Here is a 25,709-nt window from a genome sequence, read left to right as displayed (position 1 = left end):
GTCTCAGGCCGTCCGTTCGGCAAGGGTGCCGCCGAGGCGATCGCGAATCGCCGCGCGCGCATCCTCCCGAACCAGCGGGCCCAGGGCGATCAGGGCCGCGAACAGGAGGGCGATCTCGATGTGGTAGACGATCAGGTAGCCGATCGCGGGCTCGTTCATGCCCTCGCCGAGGACCCCCGACTGGGCGATGGCGCCGCCGAGGTCGCGCACGATGCCGCTCGCGGCGATGGAGATGCCCGCGGCGCTCGCCTGGACGGCGCCCCAGGCGCCGAGCGCCAGCCCGGTATCCTCGGGCCCGGCCCGGTTCATCGAGGCGGTGAGCGTGCCGTGGGCGAACAGCCCGCCGCCGAGCCCGATTAGGCTGACGCCGGCCGCGAACAGGTCAGCGGAGGCGAGCGGCGCCGCGAAGACCACCGCCGAGAAGGCCAGGATGCCGATGCCGACGCCGACGGCCGAGACCCGGAACGGGTCGCCGCCGCGGCCGAGCCAGCGGGCGGCGATCAGCAGGCCGAGCCCGCCGCCGGCGGCGAGCAGAGCGGTCAGGGCCGTGGTCGCCCCGACCGAGAGGTGCAGGATCTGGCCGCCATAGGGTTCGAGCAGGATGTCCTGCATCGAGAACCCCGCGGTGCCGAGCCCGATCGCCACGAGGCGCCGGCGCGCGGCGCCCTGCCCGGCATAGTCGCGCCAGGAGGAGCGGAAATCCCGCGCCGGCGCGGCCTGGGCCCGGTTCGGATCACGGGGCTCCTGCTTCCACAGGGCGACCCCGTTCAGCACGATGGTGACCAGCGCCGCGCCCTGGATCACCTGGATCAGCCGAACGGGCGAGAAGTGGGCCAGGAACAGCCCGAACAGCAGGGCGCTCGCCATCATGCCGAACAGGAGGGCGACGCAGAGCAGCGCCACCACCTTCGGGCGGGCATGCGCCGGGGCGAGATCGGTGGCCAACGCGAGGCCGACGGTCTGGGTGGTGTGCAGACCGGCCCCGACCAGCAGGAACGCCAGCGCCGCGGCCAAATCCCCGACCCAGAGCGGGCCGGTGGTGTCGCCCGACAGGATCAGCAGGGCGAACGGCATGATCGCCAGGCCGCCGAACTGGAGCAGGGTGCCGAACCAGATATACGGCACCCGCCGCCAGCCCAGCACCGAGCGGTGCGTGTCCGACCGGAACCCGACCAGGGCCCGCAGCGGCGCGAAGATCAGCGGCAGGGCCAGCATCACGGCGACGATCCAGGACGGGACGCCGAGCTCGACGATCATCACCCGGTTGAGCGTGCCGATCAGCAGCACCGCCGCCATGCCGACGGTCACCTGGAACAGGGCCAGCCGCAGCAGCCGCCCCATCGGCAGCTCGACGGTCGCGGCATCCGCAAACGGCAGGATCGCCGGGCCCAGGCGCATGAGGGCGTTTGTCAGGGCGCGGCCGGATCTCATGCGGGGGTCCCCCCCGTCCCATCCTTCCCCCTCATCCTGAGGTGCGGCGCAGCCGCCTCGAAGGAGACCCCCAGGGATCGCGCGGCCGGCTGGAGGGCTCCTTCGAGGCCTCCGCTGCGCTCCGGCACCTCAGGATGCGGGCTTTGTTGTGAGGCGCGCGTCAGCGCGATCGCGTTCGACAGGTAGAAGCCGCTATTGACCCGATGACTCTGCGCCCAGATGAAGCCGTCGAGCGCCGGCTCCGAGGACATCCGCCGGCGCAGGCCGCCCTCGGTCACCGGCACGATGGCCGGCGAGCGGTCGCCGCGGGGGAAAAGCTTTCCGGCGGCGTGCATCACGGTGAGCAGGGCCGTGCGCGGCGCCACGGTGAACAGCACCGAGCCCTCGGTGCGGGCGCCCAGCACCGCGAGCGCCCGGACGATGTCGGCGGCGCGATAGTGGATCAGCGAATCCATCGCGACCACGTGGTCGAACCGGCCGAGGCCCGGGTCGAGCATGTCGCCGACGCGGAACGCGATCCGGCCGGGACCGGGGATCGCCGGAAGCCGGTCCCGGGCAAGGCCCACCAGGGTCGGCGAGACGTCGATGGCGACCACCTCGGCGCCGCGCCGGGCGGCCTCGACGCTGAGCGCCCCGGTGCCGCAGCCGGCATCGAGCAGGCGCAGGCCCGCCATGTCGGCGGGCAGCCAGGAGAGCAGCGTCGCGCGCATCGCGTCGCGGCCGGCCCGCACGGTGGCGCGGATCCGGCTCACCGGCGCGTCGGAGGTCAGGCGCGACCAGGCCTCGACCGCGGTGCGGTCGAAATAGGTGGTCAGTTCACCCCTGCGGGTGTCGTAGCTCGCGCCCGCCATCAATCGAATCCCAAAAATTCGAACAGGTCGCGGTCCTTCATCGGCACGGCCTCGCAGGGCTCCTCGCCGGCCCAGAGCGTCTCGGCGAGCCGCATGTACTCGGCCGTCACCGCGTCGAGCTCGGGAGACGATTCCATCTCGAACAGGGTCGACTTCTTGAGCCGCGAGCGGCGGACCACGTCGAGGTCGGGGAAGTGGGCGAGGCGCTTCAGCCCGACCGCCGCGTTGAACCGGTCGATCTCGTCGGTCTTGGCCGAGCGGTTGGCGATGACGCCGCCGAGCCGCACCGGGTAGTTCTTCGCCTTGGCGTGGATCGCCGCCACGATCCGGTTCATCGCGAAGATCGAATCGAAGTCGTTGGCGGTGACGATCAGCGCCCGGTCGGCATGCTGGAGGGGCGAGGCGAAGCCGCCGCAGACCACGTCGCCCAGCACGTCGAACACGACGACGTCGGTATCCTCCAGGAGGTGGTGCTCCTTGAGGAGCTTCACGGTCTGGCCGACCACGTAGCCGCCGCAGCCGGTGCCCGCGGGCGGGCCGCCGGCCTCGACGCACATCACGCCGTTATAGCCCTCGACCACGAAATCCTCGACGCGCAGCTCCTCCGAATGGAAGTTCACCGCCTCGAGCGCGTCGATCACCGTCGGGGCGAGGCGCTTGGTCAGCGTGAAGGTCGAGTCGTGCTTGGGGTCGCAGCCGATCTGCAGCACCCGCTTGCCGAGCTTCGAGAACGCCACCGACAGGTTCGACGAGGTGGTGGACTTGCCGATGCCGCCCTTGCCGTAGACCGCGAACACCTTCGCGGTCTCGATCTTCAGGTCCGGGTCGAGGGCGACCTGGACGCTGCCTTCTTCCTTCCGGGCGATGACCGGATTGCGGATGGCGATGTTCATGCGGCGACTCCTGTGGTGACGCCTTCGAGACGATCTTCCAGTTCCTCCTCGGCCCGGTCGAGGGCGTCCCGCATCGCTGCGTCGGGGGTCCAGAAGCCGCGCTTGTGGGCCTCGATCAGCCGTTGGGCGACCTTGGCGGAGGCGGTGGGGTTGAGGGCCGCCATGCGCTCGCGCATGGCGGGGTCGAGCACGTAGGTCTCGGTGATGCGCTCGTAGATCCAGGGCTGGACCGCGTTGGCGGTGGCCGACCAGCCGACCGTGTTGGTCAGGTGCGACTCGATCTGGCGCACGCCCTCGTAGCCGTGGCTGAGCAGCCCCTCGTACCATTTCGGGTTGAGCATGCGGGTGCGCGTCTCCAGCGCCACCTGCTCTTCGAGGGAGCGCACGCGCCCCTCCCCGCGGGTCTGGTCGCTGATATAGATCGGCACCGCCTCGCCGCGGGCGCGGGCCACCGCCCGGCCCATGCCGCCGAGTCCGTCGAAGTAATGGTCCACCGAGGTGACGCCGACCTCGACGGAATCGAGGTTCTGGTAGGCCATGTCGACGGAGGCCAGCACCGCCTTCATCAGGTCGCGCTGCGGCGCCGGGCGGCCGTTCCGGCCATACGCGAAACTCTTGCGGCGCGAGAAGGTCTCGCACAGCTCGGCATCGTCGTCCCAGCTCCCCGAATCGACGAGGTGGTTGACGTTGGCCCCGTAGGCGCCCTCGGCGTTGGAGAAGACCCGCAAAGCCGCCGTCTCCAGGTCGCAGCCCTGCTCGGCCTGGATCGCCAAAGCGTGCTTGCGCACGAAATTCTTTTCGAGGGGCTCGTCGGCGGTGGCGGCGAGGAAGGACGCTTCCGCCAAGAGCTTGGTCTGGAGCGGGAGCAGGTCCCGAAAGATGCCCGAGAGAGTGACCACCGCGTCGATCCGCGGGCGGCCGAGCGTTTCGAGCGGGATCAGCACCGCACCGCTGAGCCGGCCGTAGCCGTCGAAACGCGGGGCCGCGCCGATCAGGGCGAGCGCCTGGGCGATCGGGCCGCCCTCGCTCTTGAGGTTGTCGGTGCCCCAGAGAACCAGGGCGACGCTCTCGGGGCAGGGTTTTCCGTCCGCGGCGAAGCGCTCGAGGATGCGCTCGACCTGGCGGGCGCCGTCGGCCACCGCGAAGGCCGAGGGCAGGCGGTACGGATCGAAACCGTGGATGTTGCGCCCGGTCGGCAGGATCGCCGGGTTGCGCAGGAGATCACCGCCGGCCACCGGCGGGATGAAGCGGCCGTCGAGCGCCCGCAGGAGCGCCGGGACCTCGTGGTCGCGCGCCAGGAGGGCGTCGGTCTTGGCCAGCCCCGCGAAGGCGGCGCGGGTCTCGGTATCCGCCGGCAGCCCGGAAGCCGCGAAGGCCGCCTCGGCGCCCTGCCCCGCGACGAGCGCCGCGATGCCGGCGCGATCGGGCTTGAGCCCGTGCGAGGCCTCCGCGAGGGCGAGCAGCAGGTCGATCCGCTCCGCCTCCGGCACGCCTTCGCCGACCACGTGCAGGCCATGCGGGATCAGGGTCTGCTCCAGCTCCTGCACGGCGGACCAGAGGCTCGCGACCCGGGCGCCGAGGTCGCCGGTCCAGGCCGGCTCGGCGGGGACGAGATCGACGGCGGCGCCCTGCTCCTGGATCAGCCGGGCGAGGGTCTCGCGCTCGGCCGTCGCTTCGAGGTCGAGCCCGCGCCAGCGCTCCATCGAGCTCTTCAGGTCGAGCAGCCCGCGATAGAGCCCGGCGGTAGCCAGGCTCGGGGTCAGGTAGCTCACCAGCGTCGCGGCCGAGCGGCGCTTGGCGAGCGTCCCCTCGGACGGGTTGTTGGCCGCGTAGAGATAGATGTTGGGCAGCGCCCCGATCATGCGCTCCGGCCAGCAGGCCTCGGACAGGCCGGTCTGCTTGCCGGGCATGAACTCGAGCGCCCCGTGGGTGCCGAAATGCAGCACGGCGTCGGCGGCGAAATCCTCGCGCAGGTAGCGGTAGAAGGCCGAGAAGGCGTGGGTCGGCGCGAAGCCGCGCTCGAACAGCAGGCGCATCGGGTCGCCCTCGTAGCCGAAGGCCGGCTGCACCCCGACGAAGACGTTTCCGAATTGCGCGCCGAGCACGAACAGGTCGGCGCCGTTGGTCTGGTGGCGGCCGGGCGCCGGACCCCACTGGGTCTCGATCTCGGCGAGGTATCGCTCGCGCCGGACATGGTCCTCGGCCCGGATGCGGGTATGGACGTTAGCCTGGGTCCCGTAGCGCTTGGCGTTGCCGTCCAAGATTTTTTCGCGCAGGGCGTCGACGCTCTCCGGGACCTCGACGGCGTAGCCGTCCGCCGCCAGGCCTTTCAGGCTGTTGAGCAGCGAGGCGTAGACCGACAGGAACGCGGCGGTGCCGGTGGCGCCGGCATTCGGCGGGAAGTTGAACAGCACCACGGCGATCTTGCGCGCGGCCTTGGGCGTCCGGCGCAGGGACACGAGGCTCTCGACCCGCTCGGCCAGCCGCGCCACCCGCTCGGGATGGGCGCGCATGTCCCGGGCGTTGTCGCTGCCGGATGCCGCGGAGCGGCCGCCGAACACCATCGGGGCGGTGGCGCCGTCGAGCTCGGGAATCGCGACCATCATGGTCGCCTCGACCGGCGACAGGCCGCGCTCGCCCGCCTCCCATTGCTCGATCGTCTGGAATTCCAGCGCCTGGGCGGCGAGGTAGGGCACGTCGAGCTGCGCCAGCATCGCCTCGGCCGCCGCGGCGTCGTTGTAGGCCGGGCCGCCGACCAGCGAGAAGCCGGTGAGCGAGACTAGGGCGTCGATCCGGGCGCGTCCGTCGCGCATGAAGAAGGCGTCCACGGCCGGGCGGTTGTCGAGGCCGCTGGCGAAGGCCGGCACCACGTCGAGACCCTTGGCCTCGAGGGCGGCGATCACCCCGTCATAATGGGCGGTGTTGCCGGCCAGCACGTAGCTGCGCATCAGCAGCAGCCCGACCCGGCCGCGCGCCTCCGCCGCGCGCGGCAGGCGGGACGGGTCCTGGCCGATCCGGCCGGCCATGCGCGGGTGGTAGAGGCCGGTCTCAGGATAGTCGAGCGGGGCCGGCGCGGCCGGGCCGTCGCGCCACACGGCGCGCGCGCCGGCGGCGTAGCGATGCACCAGGAAACGGACCAGGGCGGCGACGTTCTCGTCCGAGCCGGCCAGCCAGTATTGCAGCGTCAGGAAGTAGGCGCGCACGTCCTGCGCCGAGCCCGGGATGAAGCGCAGGATCTTCGGCAGCTTGCGCACCAGCGCCATCTGGCGGCCGGCATTGCCCTGCTGGCCGGGCTTGCCGCGCAGCTTCTTCAGGAAGTCCAGGGCGCTGCGCTTGGTGCCGCTCATGTCGAAGCGGCCGAGCTTGGTCGTCTTCACCACCTCGCCCGCCGAGAGGCAGCCGACCATCGCGTCGCAGGCGTCGCGGCGGGCCGCGAGGGCCGGCAGGATCGCCCGGACATGCTCGTCCATGAACAGCATGGCCGAGAGCACGATGTCGGCCTGGGCGATGTCGCTGCGGCAGGCGTCGAGGGCCGCGGGATCGGTGTCCCACTCCGCCGCGGCGTGGAAGCCGAGCACCACACCGGGCATCTCGGACCGCAGGCGCAGGCGCGCCCGCTCGACCGCGCTCGCGAGGTGGTTGTCGAGGGTGACGATGACGACGCGGATCGGCGGCCGGCGCTGCGAGGCGTCCGCCTTCGACGAGCCGGCCTCCAGGCCGGCGGGGAGCGCTCTAGCGGCCATAATGCGCCTTGGCGTCGTAGAGGGTTTCGAGGGTGATGAGCGGCAGCCGCCGCTCACGGGCGAACTTCTCCGTGTTGCTGCGCGCTTTGCCGCGCACGAAGAACGGGATCTTCTTCAGTTCCCGCTCGGCCTCGGGGGCCCAGGGGGCGTCCGTGATCGTGACCGCTTCCTCCAGGAGGATCGGCGCGACTGCCGGGGTTGGGGACGCGGGTGCCGCTACCGGCGGGGCCTCGAACGGCGTGCCGCCGAGATGCGACGGGCCGACGCCGTCGTGGAATTCGGGATCCTCCCGGAACATGCCGAGGAGATGCTCTTCGAGGCCCATCATCAGCGGATGGACCAGGGTGTCGAACAGGACGTTGGCGCCCTCGAAGCCCATCTGCGGGGCGTAGCGTGCCGGGAAATCCTGGACGTGGATTGGGGCGGAGATCACCGCGCAGGGGATGCCGAGCCGCTTGGCGACGTGGCGCTCCATCTGGGTGCCCAAGACGAGTTCCGGGGCGGCGGCGCGGATCGCGGCCTCGACGTCGAGATAGTCGTCGGTGATCAGGGCCTCGATGCCGTGCTCGGCGGCCTCGGCCCGGACCTCGCGGGCGAATTCGCGGCCGTAGGTCCCGAGGCCGACGACGGTGAAGCCCAGTTCCCGGGCAGCCATCCGGGCGATGCCGATCGCGTGGGTCGCGTCGCCGAACACGAAGACGCGCTTGCCCGTCAGGTAGGTCGAATCGACCGAGCGCGAGTACCAGGGCAGGCGCGAGCCGGGCCCGTCGAGGACCGGCGCCGGATCGATACCGGTCAGAGTCGCGACCTCCGCGACGAAGCGATTCGTGGCGCCGACCCCGAGGGGCACTTCCTTGGTGAACGGCTGCCCGAAACTCTTCTTGAGATATTCGGCGGCGCTGCGGGCGGTCTCCGGGTAGAGCACGACGTTGAAGTCGGCATCCTTGAGTCGGCCGAGATCGGCCGGGCTGGCCCCGAGCGGGGCCACCACGTTGACGGCGATCCCGAGCGTGTCGAGCAGCCGGCGGATCTCGATCAGGTCGTCGCGGTGGCGGAAGCCGAGCGCGGTCGGGCCCAGGATGTTGCAGAGCGGGCGCTGCCGCGACTCATCCGGGCTTCGGGGCGAGGCCGGCCCCGCGAGGGCCCGGACCAACCGATAGAAGGTCTCGGACGCGCCCCAGTTCTCCTTCTTCTGGTAGGCCGGCAGCTCCAGCGGGATCACCGGGATCGGCAGGTCGAGGGCCTTGGCGAGCCCCCCGGGATCGTCCTGGATCAGCTCGGCGGTGCAGGACGCGCCGACGATCATCGCCTGCGGCTGGAAGCGCGCGTAGGCGGCGGCGACCGAGGTCTTGAACAGCTCGGCGGTGTCGCGGCCGAGATCCTGCGCCCGGAAGGTCGTGTAGGTGACGGGCGGGCGGGCATCCCGCCGCTCGATCATCGTGAACAGCAGGTCGGCGTAGGTGTCGCCCTGCGGCGCGTGCAGCACGTAGTGCAGCCCGTGCATCGCGGTGGCGACGCGCATCGCGCCGATATGCGGGGGGCCTTCGTAGGTCCAGAGGGTGAGCTGCATCGCCCTACACCTCCAGCAGCGCGCGGCGCCGGAGCGGGCGCGCGAACAATTCGGCGAGGTCGCCGGCCTGCTCGTAGCCCTGGACCGGGGTGAACAGCAGCTCGATCGACCACTTGGTCGAGAGGCCCTCGGCCTCCAGCGGGTTGGCGAGGCCGAGGCCGCAGACCGTGAGGTCCGGCCGCGCCGCCCGGCAGCGATCCATCTGGTCGTCGAGGCTCTGGCCCTCGGTGACGCGGGTGCCGGCGGGCAGCCACTCGATCTCGGCCGCCAGATGCGCCCGGTGCAGGTAGGGCGTCCCGATCTCGACCAGCGCCACGCCGAGCTCGCGGGCGAGGAACCGCGCGAGCGGCACTTCGAGCTGCGAATCGGGGAAGAAGAACACCCGCTTGCCGCCGAGCTTGTCGCGATGCGGTGCGAGCGCGGTCTCGGCCCGGGCGCGCCCGGCCGCGGTCGCCGCCGCGAAGGTCGCGTCGTCGATCCCGAAGGCCTCGGCAGCCGCGCGCAGCCAGCCGGTGGTGCCTTCGGCGCCGAGCGGAAACGGCGCGGCGAGCCGGCGCGCGCCGCGCTCGTCCAGCGCCCGGGCGGTGTCGGCGAGGAACGGCTGGGCCAGCAGGTATCGGGTATTGCGCCCGACCGCCGGCATCGCGCCGGCCCGGCGGGCCGGGAGGAACCGGACGTCGGCGATCCCCATCGCGGACAAGATCCGGAGAAACTGGTCCTCGACCACGTCGGCCAGCGCGCCGACGATCAGCAGCGACGGCGCTTCCTCGGCCGTCGCCCGCGGCAGTTCCGGCACCAGGGCGGCCAGGCAGGCATCCTCGCCCTGCGTGAAGGTCGTCTCGATGCCGGAGCCGGAATAGTTCAGCACCCGCACCGGCGCGAGGCGCCCCGACAGGCGCTGGGCCGCCCGGGACAGGTCGAGCTTGATCACCTCGGACGGGCAGGAGCCGACGAGGAACAGGAGCTTGATGTCCGGCCGCCGCTCGATCAGCCGGGTGACGACCCGGTCGAGTTCCTCGTTGGCGTCCGCGATCCCGGCCAGGTCGCGCTCGTCGATGATCGCGGTGGCGAAGCGCGGCTCGGCGAAGATCATCACCCCGGCGGCCGACTGGATCAGGTGGGCGCAGGTGCGCGAGCCGACCACCAGGAAGAAGGCGTCCTGGATCTTCCGGTGCAGCCAGACGATGCCGGTGAGCCCGCAGAACACCGCGCGCTGGCCGTGCTCCTGATGAAGGTCGATGGCGCCGCACGCGGCCACCGGGGGCGGGACGGGCGCGTTCACGACAGGGCCTCCGCGAGTTGCGGCTGGCCTGTGCCGGCGCCTTCCAGGCGGGCGGACCGGAGCTTCAGCAGGAACTGCCCGGCATTGACCAGGTAGGTCGCGTAGGCCGCCAGCGCGAGGATCAGCAGGGCCTGAGCGCCGAGGGCGCCGGTGGCGAGCGCCGCGAGGTAAGCGGTGTGCAGGGCCAGCACCAGCATGCTGACCATGTCCTCCCAGTAGAAGGCCGGGGCGAACAGCCAGCGGCCGAACACCGCCTTCTCCCAGATCGAGCCCGTGACCATGATCGCGTAGAGCGCCAGGGTCTTCGCCACCACGGATGCTTCGGCGGCCAGCTGGCCCTGCCCGGCGGCGAGCGCCCGCAACACCAGGGCGAGACTCACCAGGAAGATCGCGAATTGCACCGGGGCCAGCACGCCCTGCACCAGGGTCCAGGGCGAGGCGTCGCGCCGCAGGCGCTCGGCGGCCGTGTAGAGCGGTCGTGCTGGCCGGTCCCCGGGACCCATGCATCCGCTCCCCTGCTCTCGGCGTCGTCCTGGGACGTCGTCGTTGGCAGAGGCTAGGGCCGCATCCCCAAAAGTGTCAAGTGCGCTTGACGCTTCTTTGAGATGACATGCGGTTTGGCTTATTTTCTTTGTTCCAAGTCATTGCCAAGATCGGCGGCTCGGGTATCGTTCCGAACGCTGGTTGGGGCTTTCGTAGCTTGGCTGGTTTGATCCGAGGATCGACGACGACGAAGACGTGAGAAGACAGGCGGACAACGCCGTGCTCGACGCGCATGCGGAACCGCCGGTCCATCCGGGCCGGGGCCGCTTCTGGGAGGGATGCCGATGGGAGACTGGAGGCATTTCGGTGAGCGTCTGGATCCTGGGCCGGTCGCCGGCGGCTGCGGCACGATGAGCGACGGGCGGTCGTCCTTCGCGGACGGCCCGCGGGTGCGCCACCAATCCATCCCGCGCCCCACCGCGGACGACAAGGCGGTGCCGGACGCGCTGGCCCGCCTGGTCGAGGCGGAGATCCTGCCCCGGCTGATGCTGGCCCACCGGCCTGCCGGCCGCCGCGCCCAGGCCGACCGGGCGCCGAGCCCGGACGAGATCGCGGCCTTCAGCGCCCTCCTGCTCGCCCCCGGGCCGATCGACCTCGACGGCCAGGTTTCTGCCCTGCGCGAGGGCGGGCTGCCCCTGCCGCGCCTGCTCCTCGACCTGCTCGCCCCGGCGGCGCGCCACCTCGGCGAGCTCTGGGAGGACGATGTCTGCGACTTCCTCGCCGTGACCGAGGCGCTGGGCCGGCTGCAGGCGGTGAGCCGGCGCCTCTGCGCGCAGCTCGAGGACGAGTCGGTGCCGGCCAACGGCCGCAGCGTGCTGCTGCTGCCCTGCCCCGGCGAGACCCATCATTTCGGCCTGTCGATCGTCGCGAGCTTCTTCCGCGAGGCCGGCTGGGACGTGACCACCGCGGTCCCCGGGCCTGGGGTCGATCCTCTGAACCTGCTGCGCACCGAGTGGTTCGACGTGGTCGGGCTGTCGCTGTCCTGCGACGTGTTCCTGCCCGCCCTGACCGTCACCGTGGCGGATGTCCGGCAAGCCTCCAGCAATCCCGAGGTCCGGGTGATCGTCGGCGGTCCGTATTTCGCCCGCTACGGCGGCGAGGCGGGCATCGTCGGCGCCGATGCCTGTGCACCGGACGGGTGCCTGGCGCCGGCCACCGCCGAAGCGTTGCTGGACAGACGCGCCCTGGCCTGCTGAAAGGGTCCAAAGTACAACCATCACATTACGGTGACCGTGACGCCCCAGCCTCACCCCACCCCGCAGCCGCCCCCTGCGGCGCTGCTCCAGGTGGCCGGCCACCTCGATGGAGAGGCGGTCGGACGTCTGGTCGCGGCCTCGGCCGATCTGTCCCTCGTGGTCGATGCCGACGGGGTGATCCGGGACGCCACCGCGGCGGCCGATCTGGAAGCGGAGAACATCCCCGGCTGGCTGGGCCGGCGCTGGATCGACACCGTGACGGTCGAGAGCCGGCCGAAGGTGGACGCGCTGCTGCGCGACGCCCAGACCGGCGGCATCACCCGCTGGCGGCAGATCAACCACCCCTCCCCCAGCGGCATCGACCTGCCGATCCGCTACGCCTCGCTCCGCTCCGTGGAGGGCGGGCCGATCCTCATCCTCGGCCGCGACATGCGCGCGGTGGCCGCGCTCCAGCGCCGGCTCACCGATGCCCAGCAGGCCCTGGAGCGCGACTACGACCGCCTGCGCGCCTCAGAGACCCGCTACCGGCTGCTATTCCAGATCTCCGGCGAGCCGGTTCTGGTCGTTGATGCCGGAACCCGCCGGGTCGTCGAGGCGAACCCCGCCGCCGCGCGCCTGCTCGGCCGCCCGGCCAAACGGCTCGCCGGCCAGGACGCCGTGGACCTGTTCGAGGCCGGCAGCGCCCGCTCGCTGGAGGCCCAATTCGCCGCCCTGCGGGCGACCGGCCAGGCCGGGGAGGTGCGCGCGACCCTGCCGCATGGGCGCGGCGAGGTGACGGTCTCGGTCTCGCTGTTCCGCGGCGAGGGCGGCCCGAGCGCGCTGATGCGGCTTGTGGCCGATCCGGCCGCCGCCGAGGCGAGCCCCGACCAGGAGGCCCCGACCCGGGCGGTGATCGAGGCGATGCCCGAGGGCTTCGTGGTCACCGATTCCAACCGCCGGGTGCTGATGGCCAACGCCGCCTTCCTGGAACTGGCGCAGCTCGCCACGGAGGGCCAGGCCCGGGGCCGGCCCCTCGACCAGTGGCTCGGCCGCGAGGATACCGAGGCCCAGGCCCTGTTCGCCAGCCTGGTCGATCACGGCTCGGTCCGCCGCTTCGCCACGGTGATCCGGGGGACTTATGGCGGCGTCGAGGATGTCGAGGTCGCGGCCGTCTCGGTGCCGGGGTCCCGGCCCTGCCTCGGCTTCGCGATCCGCTCCGCGCCCCGGCGGATCCCCGAGGGCCGGCTCGCCGGCAGCCGCGACGTGCCGCGCTCGGTGGAGCAGATGGCCGAGCTGGTCGGCCGGGTCTCGATGAAGACCCTGGTCCGCGAGACCACGGACCTGATCGAGAAGCTCTGCATCGAGGCGGCCCTGCGGATCACCCGGGACAACCGCGCCTCCGCGGCCGAGATGCTCGGCCTGAGCCGCCAGGGCCTCTACGCCAAGATGCGCCGCTACGGCGTCGGCGACCTCGACGCCCCCGGCGAAGACGATTGATTCCTGCTGCGGTTCAGGATGCGGGGTCTTCAGCCTGGCTTGGGCCGTGGCGACGAGGGGATGGGCGGGATTGCCAGCCCATTCCCTCATCCTGTGCGCCCGAGCGTAGCGTAGGCCTCGAAGGAGTCGTCCAGGGATCGCGCGGCCGGCTGAGGGGTCCTATGCGGCGGCTGCGCAGCCTATCGGGATGCGGGTGCGATCGGGACGCCCGGGCGGGCCGCCGCAAATCCCACGGTCATTGCGAGCGTAGCGCAGCAGGCGGCGGGCGGCGCCCGATCGGGGCAGAGCCCGTGGGCCGGATGGCGTCGGCGCATCCGCACCGATCCGGCGCAGACGCGACCGTGAGGGCGGGATCGCCCGTGCGACTCGTCGAAGAGTTGCTGCGGCGAACCTGGGCAGACTCTTCGAAGGCTAAGTTTAAGAACTTCTACCCTTCGACGAATCGACCATCCCTTGACACGATCGTGTCCGGCCAAAGCCGGTGTTGGATTTTGTATTCGTCGGCATGCTGGGGCGCTTTGTTCGCCAAGCCGGATCGACATTTTGCCGCGAAGTGTAAATCCAGCTTGACACGCCCCGTCGCCCCGGTAGCGTGCCGGGATGGCTACCACGCCCGCCCCGAGCGCCGTTGTCGAGCTTCTCAAGCCGATCACTTGGTTCGCGCCGATGTGGGCGTTCGCCTGCGGGGTGATCTCGTCCGGGCAGCCGGCCCACGGGCAATGGCCGGTGATCGCCGCGGGCGTCCTGCTCGCCGGGCCGCTGGTCTGCGCCACCAGCCAGGCGGCCAACGACTGGTTCGACCGGCATGTCGACGCGATCAACGAGCCGGGCCGGCCGATTCCCTCCGGGCGGATCCCCGGGCGCTGGGGCCTCTACCTGGCCCTCGGCTGGACGCTGCTGTCGCTGCTGGTCGCTGCCGCGCTCGGGCCGTGGATCCTCGGGGCCGCCCTGTTCGGGCTGGTGCTCGCCTGGATCTATTCCGCCCCGCCGTTGCGTCTCAAGAAAAACGGGTGGTGGGGGAATGCCGCGGTCGGGCTCTGCTACGAGGGCCTGCCCTGGTTCACCGGCGCCGCCGTGATGGCCGCCGCCCTGCCCGACCGGCGGGTGCTGCTCGTCGCCCTGCTCTATTCCATTGGCGCCCACGGGATCATGACGCTCAACGACTTCAAGTCCGTGGAGGGTGACCGGCGGATGGGGCTCCTGTCCCTGCCGGTCCAGATGGGCACCGACCGGGCCGCCCGCTTCGCCTGCCTGGTCATGGCCGTGCCGCAGGTCGTGGTGATCGCCCTGCTGCTCGCCTGGGAGCGCGAGGGCCACGCCGCCCTGGTGGCGGCCCTGCTCGCCGGCCAGGTCGCCCTGATGGCCCGGTTCCTGAAGAGCCCGCGCGAGCGGGCGGCCTGGTATAACGGCACCGGCACGACCCTCTACGTGCTCGGCATGCTGGTCGCCGCCTTCGCGCTGCGGCCGCTGGTGGGAGGGGCGTGATGACTCCTTCCGATCCGCGTGCGGCTTTCGCTTCGTTGACGGATGCGTCGCGGGGCCCCTCTCCCGAGCGGGAGAGGGACAGGGTGAGGGGACAGGTTTTTCCGGATCGGTCGCACCCCTCACCCCAACCCTCTCCCGCACGGGAGAGGGGGCGTGTCGCGGTTTCGGCGCTCGATGAGAGCACCGGGCCGACCCACGCGCCTCCCCCTCCCCCCTCTGCGGGGGAGGGTGGGCCTCGCGTCAGCGAGGGTCGGGAGAGGGGCAGCGCGCCGGTGCAGGATTTCACGCCTGTCGCGACCTGTCAGGATGCGGCGCTCCCTTCTCCCGACTCCCTTCGGGGGCCACCCTCCCCCAACCCAAGTCGGGCTTGCCCGACTTGGGCAGGCGGGATGCCGATCTCGGGCAAGCCCGAGATCGGGAGGGAGGGAGGGAGAAGCGACGCCGTGCCCGAAGACGGCCTCGGCTGGCCCCAGATCGTCCGCCTCGGCCTGGTCCAGACCGCGTTGGGCAGCGTCGTCGTGCTGATGACCGCCACCCTCAACCGGGTGATGGTGGTGGAGCTGGCGCTCCCCGCCCTGGTACCGGGGTTCCTGGTCGCCCTGCACTACGCCGCGCAGGTGCTGCGCCCGCGCTGGGGTTACGGCTCGGACCGGAGCGGGATGCGCACGCCCTGGATCGTCGGCGGGATGGCCGCCCTCTGCCTCGGCGGGTTCGGGGCGGCCTGCGGCACGGCGCTCGCCGCCACCGATCTCGCGCTCGGCCTCGCCCTGGCGGCCCTGTCATTCCTGTGCGTCGGGATCGGCGCCGGGGCGGCCGGGACTTCCCTGCTGGTGCTGCTCTCGGGGGGCGTCGCGCCGGCCCGGCGGGGGGCGGCCGCCACCATCGTCTGGGTGATGATGATCCTGGGCTTCGCCCTGACGGCGCCGCTGGCCGGCCACTTCCTGGATCCGTTCTCGGGCCTGCGCCTCGTCGCGGTCTCCGGCTCGGTCTCGGCCATCGCCTTCACGGTGGCGGTGCTGGCGCTGGCCGGCGTCGAGCGGCGCCTGCCGGTGCGGGCGCCGGAGCCCGAGGCGGCCAAAAAACCGTTCTTCACGGTGCTGGGCCATGTGCTCGCCGATCCCGTGGCCCGGACCTTCACGATCTTCGTCTTCGTCTCGATGCTGGCCTACAGCGCCCAGGAGCTGATCCTGGAGCCCTATGCCGGGCTGACCTTCGCCATGAGTCCCGGGGCCACCACCAAGCTCGCCGGGCTGCAGCATGGCGGGGTGCTCGCCGGGATGCTGCTGGTCGCCGGCGTGACGCTCGTCGCCCGCGGCACCCCCCTCGCCTCCCTCCGGCTCTGGATCGCGCTCGGCTGCGCCGGCTCGGCCGCCGCCCTGTTCGCGCTGGCCGCCGGCGGCGACCTCCTGCCCCTGCGCCCGGTGGTGTTCGCGCTGGGGGTCGCCAACGGCGCCTACGCGGTCGCCGCCATCGGCTCGATGATGGCGCTCGCCGGCCGCGGCGACGCACGGGAGCGGGGCACCCGCATGGGCGTCTGGGGCGCGGCCCAGGGCATCGCCTTCGGGGCCGGCGGCTTCCTGGGCGCCGCCGCCGTGGACGCGGTGCGGCTCATCACGGCCGAGCCGATCCAGGCCTACGCCGCCGTCTTCGCCGCCGAGGGAATCCTGTTCCTCGTCGCGGTGGTGCTGGCCCTGCGGCTCGAGCCCGTCCGGGCCCCGGGCCGCGGTTCCGTCCCGCTCAGTCCCATCCTCGGCGCGAGGTGACGCGATGGCTCGGTTGCATGGTGATGCGTCCTACGACGTCGTCGTGGTCGGCGGCGGGCCCGCGGGGGCCACGGCAGCGACCGAGCTGGCCCGGGCCGGGCATGCGGTGCTGCTCCTCGACAAGCCCGGCCGGATCAAGCCCTGCGGCGGCGCGATCCCGCCCCGGCTGATCCGCGACTTCGCGATTCCCGATTCCCTGCTGGTCGCCAAGATCCGCTCCGCCCGGATGGTGGCGCCGAGCGGCAAGGCCGTGGACATGCCGGTGGGCGAGGGCTTCGTCGGCATGGTCGACCGCCAGGATTTCGACCCGTGGCTGCGCGTCCGGGCTCAGCAGGCCGGCGCCGACCTGCGCGAGGCGGCCTTCGACAAGATCACGCGGCCGGATGACGGCCTGCCGCTGGTCCATTTCACCACCGGCAAGGGCGAGGCGCAGGCCCGCCACGCGGTCCGGGCGCGGCTGGTGATCGGCGCCGACGGGGCCTGCTCGCCGGTGGGCCGGGCCGAGGTGCCGGGCCACGACCGGATGAAACAGGTCTTCGCCTATCACGAGATCGTCCGGGTGCCGGCCGCGGACGCGCCCGGCGGCGACGCCGTCGATGGCGCCCGCTGCGACGTCTACTATCAGGGCCGGCACTCGCCGGATTTCTACAGCTGGATCTTCCCGCACGGGGAGACGGCGAGCATCGGCACCGGCAGCGCGAAGAAGGGCTTCTCGCTGCGCTCCTCGATCCGGGCGCTCCGCGTCGCCACCGGCCTCGACGGCGCCGAGACGATCCGCCGGGAGGGCGCGCCTCTGCCGCTCAAGCCGCTCAAGCGCTGGGACAACGGCCGCGACGTGCTGCTGGCGGGCGATGCCGCGGGCGTCGTCGCCCCAGCCTCCGGCGAGGGCATCTACTACGCGATGCTGGGCGGCCAGCTCTCCGCGGAGGCGGCCAAGAGCTTCCTGGCCACCGGCGATGTCCGGGCGCTCGCTCTGGCCCGCCGCCGCTTCATGAAGCTGCACGGCCGCGTGTTCTGGATCCTCGGGATGATGCAGTGGGTCTGGTACCGCAGCGACGGCCTGCGCGAGCGGTTCGTGTCGATCTGCCGGGACAAGGACGTCCAGCAGCTCACCTGGGACAGCTACATGAACAAGGAGCTGGTCCGCGCGAAGCCCGCCGCCCACGCGCGGATCTTCTTCAAGGACCTCGCCCACCTGTTCCGCTGGGTCTCCCCGTGAGCTTTTTGGGCTCCGAGGGCTGGGGGCCGCCCGCGGTCGCGGCCGTGGCGGCGATCCTGGTGGCCGTGGCCGGCGGGGTCGCGACCCGGACGGATGCCTGGTACCGGCGCCTGCGCGTCCCAGCCTGGAAGCCGCCGGACTGGGCCTTCGGGCCGGTCTGGACCGTGATCTTCCTGCTCACCACCATCGCGGCCGTGACGGCCTGGAACGGCGATCCCGATCCCATCGCCCGGCTGCTGCTGGTTGCCGCCTACGCGGTGAACGGCGTGCTCAACATCGCCTGGAGCGTGCTCTTCTTCCGGTTCCGCCGGCCCGACTGGGCGCTCGCCGAGGTTGCCGCCCTGTGGCTGTCGATCGCCGTGCTGGTGCTGGTCACCGGCCGGGTCTCCGCCGCGGCCGGGCTGATGAACCTGCCCTACCTCGCCTGGGTCAGCGTCGCCGCCTGCCTGAACCTGCGGATCGTGCGCCTCAATGCGCCGTTCCGGGGGCTCGCCTGATGGACGCCCTGTTCGCCTCGGGCCGGATCGTCGATGCGATCCTGGCGCTGGTCGCTGCCGAGGCGCTGCTGCTGGCCTGGCTGGCGCGGCGCCGGGGCGTGGCCCTGCCGGCGCTGCTGGCCAACCTCGTCTCCGGGGCGGCCCTGATGCTGGCTCTGCGCGCCGCCCTCACCGGAGCCGGCTGGCCCGTGGTCGCCGGCTGGATGTTGGCGGGCCTCCTGGCCCACCTCACCGATCTCGGATTTCGGTTCCGGGCGGGCGCCACGGCGCATCGCCGCACCCCGTTGCAGCCAGGAACAACGCCGCAAAGCGCCGCGTTCTCGGCCAGCACCCTGGAAAACCTATAAAGACGGCTCGGGAGCGGTCGCCATGCAGCGCACGAATGCCCTCTCCTCCGGCCGCGCCGCGGCCCCGATTCTGGCAGGCCTGCTGCTCGCGTTCCCGGCCCTGGCGCAGGACAGTTCCGACCCGGTGGAGCGCGGCAAGTACCTCGTGACCATGGGCGATTGCGCCGCTTGCCACACCGCCCCGGGCGGCAAGTTCCTGGCCGGCAACTACGCGCTCAACATGCCGTTCGGGGTGATCATGACCCCCAACCTCACCCCCGACAAGGAGACCGGGCTCGGCAACTGGAGCTACGAGGATTTCGATCAGGCGTTCCGGCACGGCTACAGCAAGAATGTCGGCTACCTGTACCCGGCCTTCCCGTTCGGCTGGTTCACGAAGGTGACCGATGAGGACACCAAGGCGATCTGGGCCTATCTCCAGTCGGTTCCGGCGGTGAACGAGAAGCGGCAGGAGAGCCAGATCCCGTTCCCGTTCAGCGTCCGCACCGCGCTCGTGACCTGGCGGACGGCCTTCTTCACCGACGAGCGGTTCAAGCCCGATCCGAATGCCAGCGCCGAGGTGAACCGCGGGGCCTATCTCGTGGAGGGGCTCGGCCACTGCGCCATGTGCCACAACGAGAACAAGCTCGTCGGCAATTCGAGCTTCGCCGGCCGGTTCGGCGGCGGCGTGATCGACGGATGGTACGCCCCCAACATCACCCCGGACGGCCACCAGGGCATCGGCGCCTGGACCGACGAGCAGGTGGTGACCTACCTCAAGACCGGCACCGCCCCGGGCGACCGCCCCGGCGTCGCCGCCGGCCCGATGCGCCAGACCATCATGGAATCCCTCTCCAAGGTGAAGGAGGAGGACCTGAAGGCGATGGTCGCCTACCTGCGCACGGTCCCGGCCAAGCAGACCTACAAGCCCAAGGATCTCGCCGCCTTCGACACCGCCGACGCGCCGGGCGCCTCGACCTACCTGACCTACTGCTCCTCCTGCCACCAGCCGAACGGCAAGGGCATCGAGGGCGCGGTGCCGGCTCTGGCCGGCAACACGTCGGTGATGTCGGACGGGCCCGAGACGGTGCTGCGGGTGATCTATGGCGGGCTGGCCGCCCAGAGCGGCTACGCCCCGATGGTCGCGATCGGCCAGCAGATGACCGATGTCGAGGTCAAGAACGTCACCGACTACATCCGCAATTCCTGGGGCAACAAGGCGCCCCCGGTGACCGGCAACAAGGCCTCCGAGGCCCGGGCCGCCACCAAGACCATGCTGGCCGGCACCGCCCCCTGCGCCGAGATCGAGCAGGACACGCTGAAGGCGGCCTTCGACAAGGTCGGCGTCGCGGCGACCCTCACCGGCCTGAAGCAGCAGGATTTCGTGCCGACCCTGGTCCGCCTTGTGCCGCAGATCAAGGCCGCCGACACGGGCGCCAACGACGACGACCTGGTCAACGCCCTGACCACCGCCTTCTGCAAGGTCGGCCGCGACGATCCGCAATACGCCAACCCGAGCTGGCCCGCGGTGATCGGATCCTTCGCCAACGTCGCCTACAGCCAGGTGAAGAACCCGGAGAAGCAGGCGGCGAACGTCCCCAGCGCGACCACGCCGCCGGCGAAGAACTGATCTGTTTGAGGATCAATTCGGTCATCCCGGGGCCGCGCAGCGGAGCCCGAGATCCAGAGCCGCCGAGTGATCCGAATCCGTCGGAACGCGGCGGCTGAGAGTCCTACAACCGCGGCGGTTCTGGATTCCGGGCTCGCCTGCGGCGCCCCGGAATGACGGGGAGGATTCGACAAGCGCCGTCGGCGTCAGCCGGTCCAACCGGCGAGCGTACCGTACAGGTCCGACCAATCCGGATTCATCTCCTCGATGAGCCGGATCTTCCAATTCCGGCGCCACTTTTTCAGCGCCTTCTCGCGCTCGATCGCCTCGATGATGCGGTCGTAGGATTCGTACCAGACGAGCCGCGTCACGCCGTAGGTCGCGGTGAAGCTGGGGCTGTGCCGGCTCCGATGCTCGTGGACCCGGCGGGCCAGGTTGTTGGTGACGCCGATATACAGCGTGCCGTGCAGGCGGCTTGCGAGCATGTAGACATGGTAGGCCATGCGCGGCCGGATTCCGATGACGGGTCGATCAGACGAGATCGCCCATTTTCTCGCAAGCCTGAATGACACCCACCCCGTCATTCCGGGGCGCTGCAGGCGAGCCCGAAATCCAGAAACTCCGCGATTGCAGGATCGAGCAGCCGCGCGCCGAACTCTTTCGGACGCCGCGGCGGATCTGGATTCCGGGCTCCGCTGCGCGGCCCCGGAATGACGAAGAGGGTGTGGCACGAGCCGCACGGCACCCCTCCCCCGGGAACGGACAAGGCCGAGCTTCGTTTGAGCCGGGATCCCTCAGGCCCTGAGCCCCGGAGTGCCCGTGTCCAGCCTCGTCCGTATCCTGCTTGCGATCTTCATCCCGCCGGTGGCGGTGCTCGTCACCACCGGGTTCGGCATCCAGTTCCTGCTGAACATCCTGCTCTGGGTGCTGGGCTGGCTGCCCGGCACGGTCCACGCCCTCTGGCTGATGAACCGCGAGCGGCCGCTGCTCTGACGGGCCGCCTCAGGTGGCGGGCTGCAGATCCGGGAAGGTGATGGTCACGCGCACGCCGGCATCGCCGCGGATGTCGAGCGCGCCGTCGATCTGCTGAACCAGGGACCGGATCAGGCTGAAGCCCAGCGAGCCCTCGCGCGGGCCGGCCATCCCGACCCCGTCGTCCCGGATCGCCAGCGCGACCGAGCCCGGCCGGTCCCGGCGGAGCCCGACCGCGATCGTGCCGGAGCGGCCGGACGGAAAGGCGTACTTGATCGCGTTGGTGATGAGCTCGGTGAGCGCCAGCCCGAGGGGGATCGCCGTGTCGGCGCTGATCGCGATCCCCGGCTCCACGGTCGCGTCCAGGCGGATGCGGTCGTCACCGTCGGCCATCGCGGTGAGCGCGGTGCACAGGTCGGTAACGTAGCGGCCGGCATCGACCTGCTGGACATGGTCCGACCGGCTCAGCAGATCATGCGCCCGCGCCATGGCGTTGAGCTGCTCCTGGGTCTCGTCGAACAGGGCCGTCACGGCCGGATCGGGGTGGCGTCGTCCCTGGAGGCGCAGCAGGGCCCCGGCGATCGACAGGCTGTTCTTGGCCCGGTGGTTCACCTCGACCAGCAGCATCTCGCGCTCGGCCGCGAGCTTCGTCAGCCGGTCGTTGGCCGCCTCCAGCGTGCGGGTCCGCTCGGCGACGCGCTCCTCCAGCTCGGCGGCCAGCGCCTTCAGCCGCGTCTCGGCGTCGAAGCGCCGGGTGATGTCCAGGTACGAGAGGAAATGGTTGGTGACGCTGCCCTGCCCGTCATCCAGCGGGCTCGCGAACAGCATCGCCCGGTAGCGCGTGCCGTCCTTGCGGTACTGCTCGATCTCCAGGGTCGCGCTGCGGTTCTCGCGGATCGCCGCCACATAATCCTGGATCGCCGCGGGGTCGGTCCCGGGCCCGTTCATGAAATGCGGGTCCTGCCCGAGCAATTCCTCGGGATCGTAGCCCGACAGCTCCACCATGGCCTGGTTGGCGAAGATGATCGGGTTGCCCGGCAGGGCGGCGTCCGTGACCATCATCGGCATGCGGGTGAGCCGCACCGCGTCGACGAAGATCCCCCCGTGCTCGCGGATCGCCTCGACGTGACGCTCCGCGAGCCGCCGCGCATCCGTGTCGTCGAGGCCCGGCTGGAAGTCGTTCATGGGTGACCGTAGGCCGGGAGAGCGCCCCTGCCAAATCCCGGTCGCCGGCCCCGGCTGCCGATCAGGGCTTGGCCTTGGCCTCCGGCTCGCCCTTGCGCAGGGCGAGCTTCGCGTCGGCCTTGGTCTCGACCTTCGCGGTCTTCACCGGGTGCGGCTTGGCCGCCGCCTTCGGGGCGACCGCCCCAGCGGCCTGCACCGGCTTGGCCGCGTCCGGCACCACGGCGGCATCCACCGCCGGGGTGGCGGGGGCGGGCTTCTCCTTGTCGAACAGCGAGCCGAGCAGCTTCTGGTAGCTGGCCGGATCGCCGTCGGCATCGGCGACCGCGATCCGGGCCGGCTTCTCGGAGACCGACGCGGTGGTCTCGATCCGGTCGGGCTCGGCCCGGTTGGCCATGAGCGTCGCGACGGCTGGCTTCTGGCCCCGGACGGGCTTGGCGGCGGCCTTGGACGGCGCCGGCTCGGCGGCCGCCATCATGGTCGGCTGGCCCTTCGGTCCGATCTCGATCTCCTGCGGCCCGGCCGCCAGGGTCTCGGGCCGGCTGACATCGCCGAGGTTGTGCCGGCCGAACTCCTTGGCGTCGTAGGGCAGCACCGTCTCGGTGCCGCCGAGGCTCGCGAAGGCGCTGGCATTGTTCTGCGGGCGGAACACCGGGTTCTGGCCGCCATCCTGGTAGACGACCCGCACCGCCGGGGTGCCCTTGGCGACGAGCTCGGCGACCTCGCGTTCGTCGCGCTCGCGCTTCTCGGCCACGACCGGGTCGACCTTCGGCTTGCACGAGCCGGCCGCCGCGTCCGAACCGCCGAACACGTATTTGGTGCCGCACTGGCCGACCTTCGGCTCCTCACGCAGGGCCTCGAAATAATCCGAGCCCTCCTTGAGGTTCTGCCAGAACGGCATGTTCGGGTCGTTGCGGAACTTGGCCATGTTCTGGGCCGTCATCCGGAACGGGTAGGACTGGAACTGGAAGCTGCGCTGCCCGCCGATGAACGCCTCGCGCGCCACCGCGTAGATCTCCGCGATGGTGGCGTCGGTCATGGCGAAGCACCCCGCCGACGAGCAGGTACCGTGGACCATCAGGTACTTGCCGGTGCGGCCGTTGGCCCGGTCCACGGCATTCGGGAAGCCGGTGTCGAACGAGAGGTAGTACGAGGAATTCGGGTTCATCAGCCCCGGGGTGATCGTGTAGAACCCCTCCGGCGCCTGCCGGTCGCCCTCGCGGACCTTCGGGCCCAGCTGGCCGGACCAGCGGCAGATCGGGTAGGTCTTCAGCAGGGCGTAGCGCCCGTCGCTGCCGCGCTTCCAGACCTCCATCTCCGCTTCCTTCTTGTAGGCGCGGATCAGGATCGGGTCGGATTGCTGCATGCCCTTGGTCTGCATCAGGGCCAGCGTCTGGGGCGCGATCGGCGCGATGCTGCGCGCGGTCGGGCCGCTGATCCCGGAGCCGTCCTGGCAGCCGGCCAGAGCAAGGGCCAGCAGGGAAGCGGCCGCCAGCAGTCGCGCAGTCGCGAGACGCGCCGTCATGGGGAACCTCGTCGTCTTCGTGCCCCCGGCGGCCTTTTGATAGCCGACATCGGGGGCCACTCCCCAACCCAATAGGCTCGTTAAGCTTGCACCTTTGTTACCGCAAGCGCCCGGGTGCAACACTGCACCGGAGTCTCCGGTGGACGGCGATGCCGCCGGGCCTGCGGGAGAAGGTCTTTTGGGGCCGGATCCGCGGCGACGAAAATTCTTTCCCCACGGATTCTCAGGCTGTTCAGACGCCCACGCGTCCACTCCGTCATTCCGGGGCGCCGCTTCGCGGCCCTGGAATGACGGGGTGATTGATCCGACTGCCTTATCGATGACGGGACGCGCGCCGCACCGGCCGGCTTGCGCCGGTTCGGTAAAATCGCCAGCTTTCGATGACGGGCAACGGCTGCGGAATCAGCGAGCGATGGGCACCGGTATCCGGATCGATCCAGGCCTCACGGCGGCCGGAACCGGTTGGCGTCGGCCATGACGGCGCTCTCGCTCGACACCTATGCCCTGGTCCGCTGGCTCAAGGCCTCCGGACTGTCCGAGGATCAGGCCGAGGCGATCACCAGCGCGATCCGCGAGAGCCGCGATGCCGATCTCGCGAACCTCGTCACGAAGACCGATCTGGCCGAGGCCAAGTTCGACATCGTGAAATGGGTGATCGGCTCAATCGGCTTTCAGACGATCGTCATCGTCGGCGCGATCGTAGCTTTGTCGCGTACCATGCACTGACGGACCGGGTTTCCAAAGGGCTCAGCCCTTTGGCGGGGTCTCGGGGCGGAGCCCCGATGGCATCGAGCTTCGCTCGACCCAGGGCTCTGCCCTGGACCCGCAAAAGGTCCCGGACCTTTTGAATCCGGGACCTTCAAAGATGGCTGCAGGTCTCTGATCCGAAAAGATTATCCGCAGCTCGCCGCCGCGGTGGCGCGCACCCGTCCGTCCCGGCGCAGCCACAGCAGGAATGCGAGGCCCAATGCCGCCAGGGCGGCGCCCGCGAGGGGCACGGTCGTGTAGCCGAGCCCGGCATCGATCACGCCGCCGCCCACGGCCGCCCCGATCGCGTTGCCGAGGTTGAACGCGCCGATATTCATCGCGGAGGCGAGGTTGGGCGCTCCGCCGGCCTTCTCCATCACCCGCATCTGCAGGGGCGGCACCAGGGCGAAGCTCGCCACGCCCCAGAGCAGGATCAGCAGCGCCGCGCCGACCTCCAGGCGCATGCCCCAGGCGAACAGGGCGAGCACCGCGACCAGCCCTACCAGCGACCCGATGATCGTGCCGTCCACCGACCGGTCGGCCAGCTTTCCGCCGAGCCAGTTGCCGATTGTCAGGCCGACCCCGAACAGCATCAGCATCGCGGTGATGAACGGCGTCGTCGCGCCGGTCTCGGTCCGCAGGATCGGCACGATGTAGGTGAACACCGTGAACATCGCGCTGGCGCCGACCACCGTGAGCGCCAGGGCGGCGAGCACCGGGCCGCGCCCGAGCACGCGCAACTCGGCCCGCATATCGTCCCGGGCCTCGACCTTCAGCTCCGGCAGCGCGAGGCGCAGGGCCAGCATGGCGACCACGCCGACGCCCGCGATGCCCCAGAACGCCGCCCGCCAGCCGAGCACCTCGCCGATCCAGGCGGCGAGCGGCACGCCCCCGATCGTCGCCACCGTCAGCCCCGAGAACATCGACGCGACCGCGACCGCCCGGCGCTCCGGCGGCACGATCCCGGCCGCCACCACCGAGCCGATGCCGAAGAACGCGCCGTGGTTCAGCGCCGTGACCAGCCGGGCGACGACCAGCATGACGTAGCTGTCGGCGACGGCCGCGAGCAGGTTGCCGAGGGTGAAGATCGCCATCAGCCCGACCAGCAGCCGGCGCCGGGGCACCCGCGCGGCGGCCAGTGTCATCACCGGCGCCCCGACCTGGACGCCGAGCGCGTAGGCGCTGACCACGAGGCCGGCCGCGGGAATCGAGGTCTTCAGATCGCCGGCGATGAGCGGCAGCATGCCCATCGGGGTGAATTCCGTGACGCCGATGCCGAAGGCGCCGATCGCCAGGGCCAGCAGGGGAGGATTGATCGCCATGAGGGGGCTCCAATTGTTCCGGACCCGCACGTGGCGGATTCGGCGCGCAGGGAGTAGTCCGTCGGCGGGACCAAGAT

The 25,709-nt window shown here is 71.2% G+C and carries 21 protein-coding genes; 10 read left to right on the top strand and 11 right to left on the bottom strand.

What is annotated here, in order from left to right; translation table 11 throughout:
* Positions 1 to 3 precede the first annotated feature (3 nt).
* The 7 genes from LGR69_RS10900 to bchF are packed head-to-tail and all read right to left on the bottom strand — an operon-like array spanning position 4 to position 10,273.
* Positions 4 to 1,431, bottom strand: a complete 1,428-nt coding sequence (locus LGR69_RS10900) for a BCD family MFS transporter (RefSeq protein WP_091863758.1) — start codon at positions 1,429 to 1,431, stop codon at positions 4 to 6.
* A complete protein-coding gene (bchM, locus tag LGR69_RS10895; protein WP_230366023.1) occupies positions 1,428 to 2,282 on the bottom strand; it encodes a magnesium protoporphyrin IX methyltransferase in 855 nt (284 codons plus the stop codon). The genes LGR69_RS10900 and bchM overlap by 4 nt, the downstream gene beginning before the upstream one ends.
* Positions 2,282 to 3,175: a ferredoxin:protochlorophyllide reductase (ATP-dependent) iron-sulfur ATP-binding protein gene (bchL, locus tag LGR69_RS10890; protein WP_230366022.1), complete on the bottom strand. Its 894-nt coding sequence runs from the start codon at positions 3,173 to 3,175 to the stop codon at positions 2,282 to 2,284. The genes bchM and bchL overlap by 1 nt, the downstream gene beginning before the upstream one ends.
* A complete protein-coding gene (locus LGR69_RS10885; protein WP_230366021.1) occupies positions 3,172 to 6,918 on the bottom strand; it encodes a magnesium chelatase subunit H in 3,747 nt (1,248 codons plus the stop codon). Before LGR69_RS10885 ends, bchL begins: the two co-directional genes overlap by 4 nt.
* A complete protein-coding gene (gene bchB / locus LGR69_RS10880; protein WP_230366020.1) occupies positions 6,908 to 8,488 on the bottom strand; it encodes a ferredoxin:protochlorophyllide reductase (ATP-dependent) subunit B in 1,581 nt (526 codons plus the stop codon). The genes LGR69_RS10885 and bchB overlap by 11 nt, the downstream gene beginning before the upstream one ends.
* Positions 8,489 to 8,492: 4 nt before the next feature.
* Entirely contained in the window at positions 8,493 to 9,770 is a 1,278-nt protein-coding gene (locus LGR69_RS10875) for a ferredoxin:protochlorophyllide reductase (ATP-dependent) subunit N (RefSeq protein WP_370881358.1), read from the bottom strand.
* Positions 9,767 to 10,273 (bottom strand): 2-vinyl bacteriochlorophyllide hydratase, encoded by a 507-nt coding sequence (gene bchF / locus LGR69_RS10870; protein WP_230366019.1) that lies wholly within the window; start codon positions 10,271 to 10,273, stop codon positions 9,767 to 9,769. The genes LGR69_RS10875 and bchF overlap by 4 nt, the downstream gene beginning before the upstream one ends.
* Positions 10,274 to 10,597: 324 nt before the next feature.
* Here bchF and LGR69_RS10865 point away from each other — a divergent pair, with 324 nt between their 5' ends.
* The 8 genes from LGR69_RS10865 to LGR69_RS10830 all read left to right on the top strand — a co-directional run bounded on the left by LGR69_RS10865 (position 10,598) and on the right by LGR69_RS10830 (position 19,905).
* Positions 10,598 to 11,509 (top strand): cobalamin B12-binding domain-containing protein, encoded by a 912-nt coding sequence (locus LGR69_RS10865; RefSeq protein ID WP_230366018.1) that lies wholly within the window; start codon positions 10,598 to 10,600, stop codon positions 11,507 to 11,509.
* A 30-nt stretch (positions 11,510 to 11,539) separates the two neighbouring features.
* Positions 11,540 to 12,985 (top strand): transcriptional regulator PpsR, encoded by a 1,446-nt coding sequence (gene ppsR, locus LGR69_RS10860; RefSeq protein WP_007560935.1) that lies wholly within the window; start codon positions 11,540 to 11,542, stop codon positions 12,983 to 12,985.
* Between the two features lie 600 nt (positions 12,986 to 13,585).
* Positions 13,586 to 14,470 carry a chlorophyll synthase ChlG gene (gene chlG / locus LGR69_RS10855; protein ID WP_230366017.1) on the top strand — a complete coding sequence of 295 codons (885 nt, stop codon included), beginning with the start codon at positions 13,586 to 13,588 and terminating at the stop codon, positions 14,468 to 14,470.
* A gap of 389 nt (positions 14,471 to 14,859) precedes the next feature.
* The gene (locus LGR69_RS10850) at positions 14,860 to 16,233 is read left to right on the top strand and encodes a BCD family MFS transporter (RefSeq protein ID WP_230366016.1); all 1,374 of its coding nucleotides are present in this window, start codon (positions 14,860 to 14,862) and stop codon (positions 16,231 to 16,233) included.
* 4 nt (positions 16,234 to 16,237) lie between these two features.
* Positions 16,238 to 17,452: a geranylgeranyl diphosphate reductase gene (locus LGR69_RS10845; RefSeq protein ID WP_230366015.1), complete on the top strand. Its 1,215-nt coding sequence runs from the start codon at positions 16,238 to 16,240 to the stop codon at positions 17,450 to 17,452.
* On the top strand, positions 17,449 to 17,949 hold the full coding sequence (locus LGR69_RS10840; RefSeq protein WP_007560943.1) for a TspO/MBR family protein: 501 nt from the start codon (positions 17,449 to 17,451) through the stop codon (positions 17,947 to 17,949). Before LGR69_RS10845 ends, LGR69_RS10840 begins: the two co-directional genes overlap by 4 nt.
* Positions 17,949 to 18,296 carry a hypothetical protein gene (locus tag LGR69_RS10835; RefSeq protein WP_007560945.1) on the top strand — a complete coding sequence of 116 codons (348 nt, stop codon included), beginning with the start codon at positions 17,949 to 17,951 and terminating at the stop codon, positions 18,294 to 18,296. Before LGR69_RS10840 ends, LGR69_RS10835 begins: the two co-directional genes overlap by 1 nt.
* Positions 18,297 to 18,318: 22 nt before the next feature.
* Entirely contained in the window at positions 18,319 to 19,905 is a 1,587-nt protein-coding gene (locus LGR69_RS10830) for a c-type cytochrome (RefSeq protein ID WP_230366014.1), read from the top strand.
* Positions 19,906 to 20,090: 185 nt separating this feature from the next.
* Here the strand turns inward: LGR69_RS10830 and LGR69_RS10825 are convergent, their stop codons facing one another.
* Positions 20,091 to 20,387, bottom strand: coding sequence for a GIY-YIG nuclease family protein (locus LGR69_RS10825; RefSeq protein WP_230366013.1), 297 nt, complete (start codon positions 20,385 to 20,387; stop codon positions 20,091 to 20,093).
* 316 nt (positions 20,388 to 20,703) lie between these two features.
* On the opposite strand from LGR69_RS10825, the gene LGR69_RS10820 reads away from it, so the two are divergent.
* A complete protein-coding gene (locus LGR69_RS10820; RefSeq protein WP_091863769.1) occupies positions 20,704 to 20,877 on the top strand; it encodes a YqaE/Pmp3 family membrane protein in 174 nt (57 codons plus the stop codon).
* Between the two features lie 9 nt (positions 20,878 to 20,886).
* On the opposite strand, the gene LGR69_RS10815 is transcribed toward LGR69_RS10820, so the two are convergent.
* Positions 20,887 to 22,041 carry a sensor histidine kinase gene (locus LGR69_RS10815; protein ID WP_230366012.1) on the bottom strand — a complete coding sequence of 385 codons (1,155 nt, stop codon included), beginning with the start codon at positions 22,039 to 22,041 and terminating at the stop codon, positions 20,887 to 20,889.
* A gap of 61 nt (positions 22,042 to 22,102) precedes the next feature.
* Positions 22,103 to 23,563: a L,D-transpeptidase family protein gene (locus LGR69_RS10810; protein WP_230366011.1), complete on the bottom strand. Its 1,461-nt coding sequence runs from the start codon at positions 23,561 to 23,563 to the stop codon at positions 22,103 to 22,105.
* Positions 23,564 to 24,037: 474 nt separating this feature from the next.
* Between LGR69_RS10810 and LGR69_RS10805 the strand changes: the two genes are divergently transcribed.
* Positions 24,038 to 24,289, top strand: coding sequence for a CCDC90 family protein (locus tag LGR69_RS10805; RefSeq protein ID WP_230366010.1), 252 nt, complete (start codon positions 24,038 to 24,040; stop codon positions 24,287 to 24,289).
* Positions 24,290 to 24,456: 167 nt separating this feature from the next.
* Here LGR69_RS10805 and LGR69_RS10800 read toward each other — a convergent pair whose 3' ends face one another.
* The gene (locus LGR69_RS10800; protein ID WP_230366009.1) at positions 24,457 to 25,632 is read right to left on the bottom strand and encodes an MFS transporter; all 1,176 of its coding nucleotides are present in this window, start codon (positions 25,630 to 25,632) and stop codon (positions 24,457 to 24,459) included.
* Between the last annotated feature and the right edge of the window lie 77 nt (positions 25,633 to 25,709).

The sequence above is a fragment of the Methylobacterium brachiatum genome, from assembly GCF_020523825.1.
Classification (GTDB): Bacteria; Pseudomonadota; Alphaproteobacteria; order Rhizobiales; family Beijerinckiaceae; genus Methylobacterium; species Methylobacterium brachiatum.
This window is presented reverse-complemented; position numbering and strand designations above follow the sequence as displayed.

Bases quoted from the DNA above. Each gene is read 5' to 3' on its own strand.
- LGR69_RS10845 (WP_230366015.1), top strand. From the start codon at position 16,238: ATGGCTCGGTTGCATGGTGATGCGTCCTACGACGTCGTCGTGGTCGGC.
- bchM (WP_230366023.1), bottom strand. From the start codon at position 2,282: ATGGCGGGCGCGAGCTACGACACCCGCAGGGGTGAACTGACCACCTAT.
- LGR69_RS10815 (WP_230366012.1), bottom strand. From the start codon at position 22,041: ATGAACGACTTCCAGCCGGGCCTCGACGACACGGATGCGCGGCGGCTC.
- LGR69_RS10900 (WP_091863758.1), bottom strand. From the start codon at position 1,431: ATGAGATCCGGCCGCGCCCTGACAAACGCCCTCATGCGCCTGGGCCCG.
- chlG (WP_230366017.1), top strand. From the start codon at position 13,586: ATGGCTACCACGCCCGCCCCGAGCGCCGTTGTCGAGCTTCTCAAGCCG.
- LGR69_RS10805 (WP_230366010.1), top strand. From the start codon at position 24,038: ATGACGGCGCTCTCGCTCGACACCTATGCCCTGGTCCGCTGGCTCAAG.
- LGR69_RS10810 (WP_230366011.1), bottom strand. From the start codon at position 23,563: ATGACGGCGCGTCTCGCGACTGCGCGACTGCTGGCGGCCGCTTCCCTG.
- LGR69_RS10825 (WP_230366013.1), bottom strand. From the start codon at position 20,387: ATGGCCTACCATGTCTACATGCTCGCAAGCCGCCTGCACGGCACGCTG.
- bchL (WP_230366022.1), bottom strand. From the start codon at position 3,175: ATGAACATCGCCATCCGCAATCCGGTCATCGCCCGGAAGGAAGAAGGC.
- bchB (WP_230366020.1), bottom strand. From the start codon at position 8,488: ATGCAGCTCACCCTCTGGACCTACGAAGGCCCCCCGCATATCGGCGCG.
- LGR69_RS10865 (WP_230366018.1), top strand. From the start codon at position 10,598: ATGGGAGACTGGAGGCATTTCGGTGAGCGTCTGGATCCTGGGCCGGTC.
- LGR69_RS10885 (WP_230366021.1), bottom strand. From the start codon at position 6,918: ATGGCCGCTAGAGCGCTCCCCGCCGGCCTGGAGGCCGGCTCGTCGAAG.
- LGR69_RS10800 (WP_230366009.1), bottom strand. From the start codon at position 25,632: ATGGCGATCAATCCTCCCCTGCTGGCCCTGGCGATCGGCGCCTTCGGC.
- LGR69_RS10835 (WP_007560945.1), top strand. From the start codon at position 17,949: ATGGACGCCCTGTTCGCCTCGGGCCGGATCGTCGATGCGATCCTGGCG.
- LGR69_RS10850 (WP_230366016.1), top strand. From the start codon at position 14,860: ATGCCGATCTCGGGCAAGCCCGAGATCGGGAGGGAGGGAGGGAGAAGC.
- LGR69_RS10830 (WP_230366014.1), top strand. From the start codon at position 18,319: ATGCAGCGCACGAATGCCCTCTCCTCCGGCCGCGCCGCGGCCCCGATT.
- bchF (WP_230366019.1), bottom strand. From the start codon at position 10,273: ATGGGTCCCGGGGACCGGCCAGCACGACCGCTCTACACGGCCGCCGAG.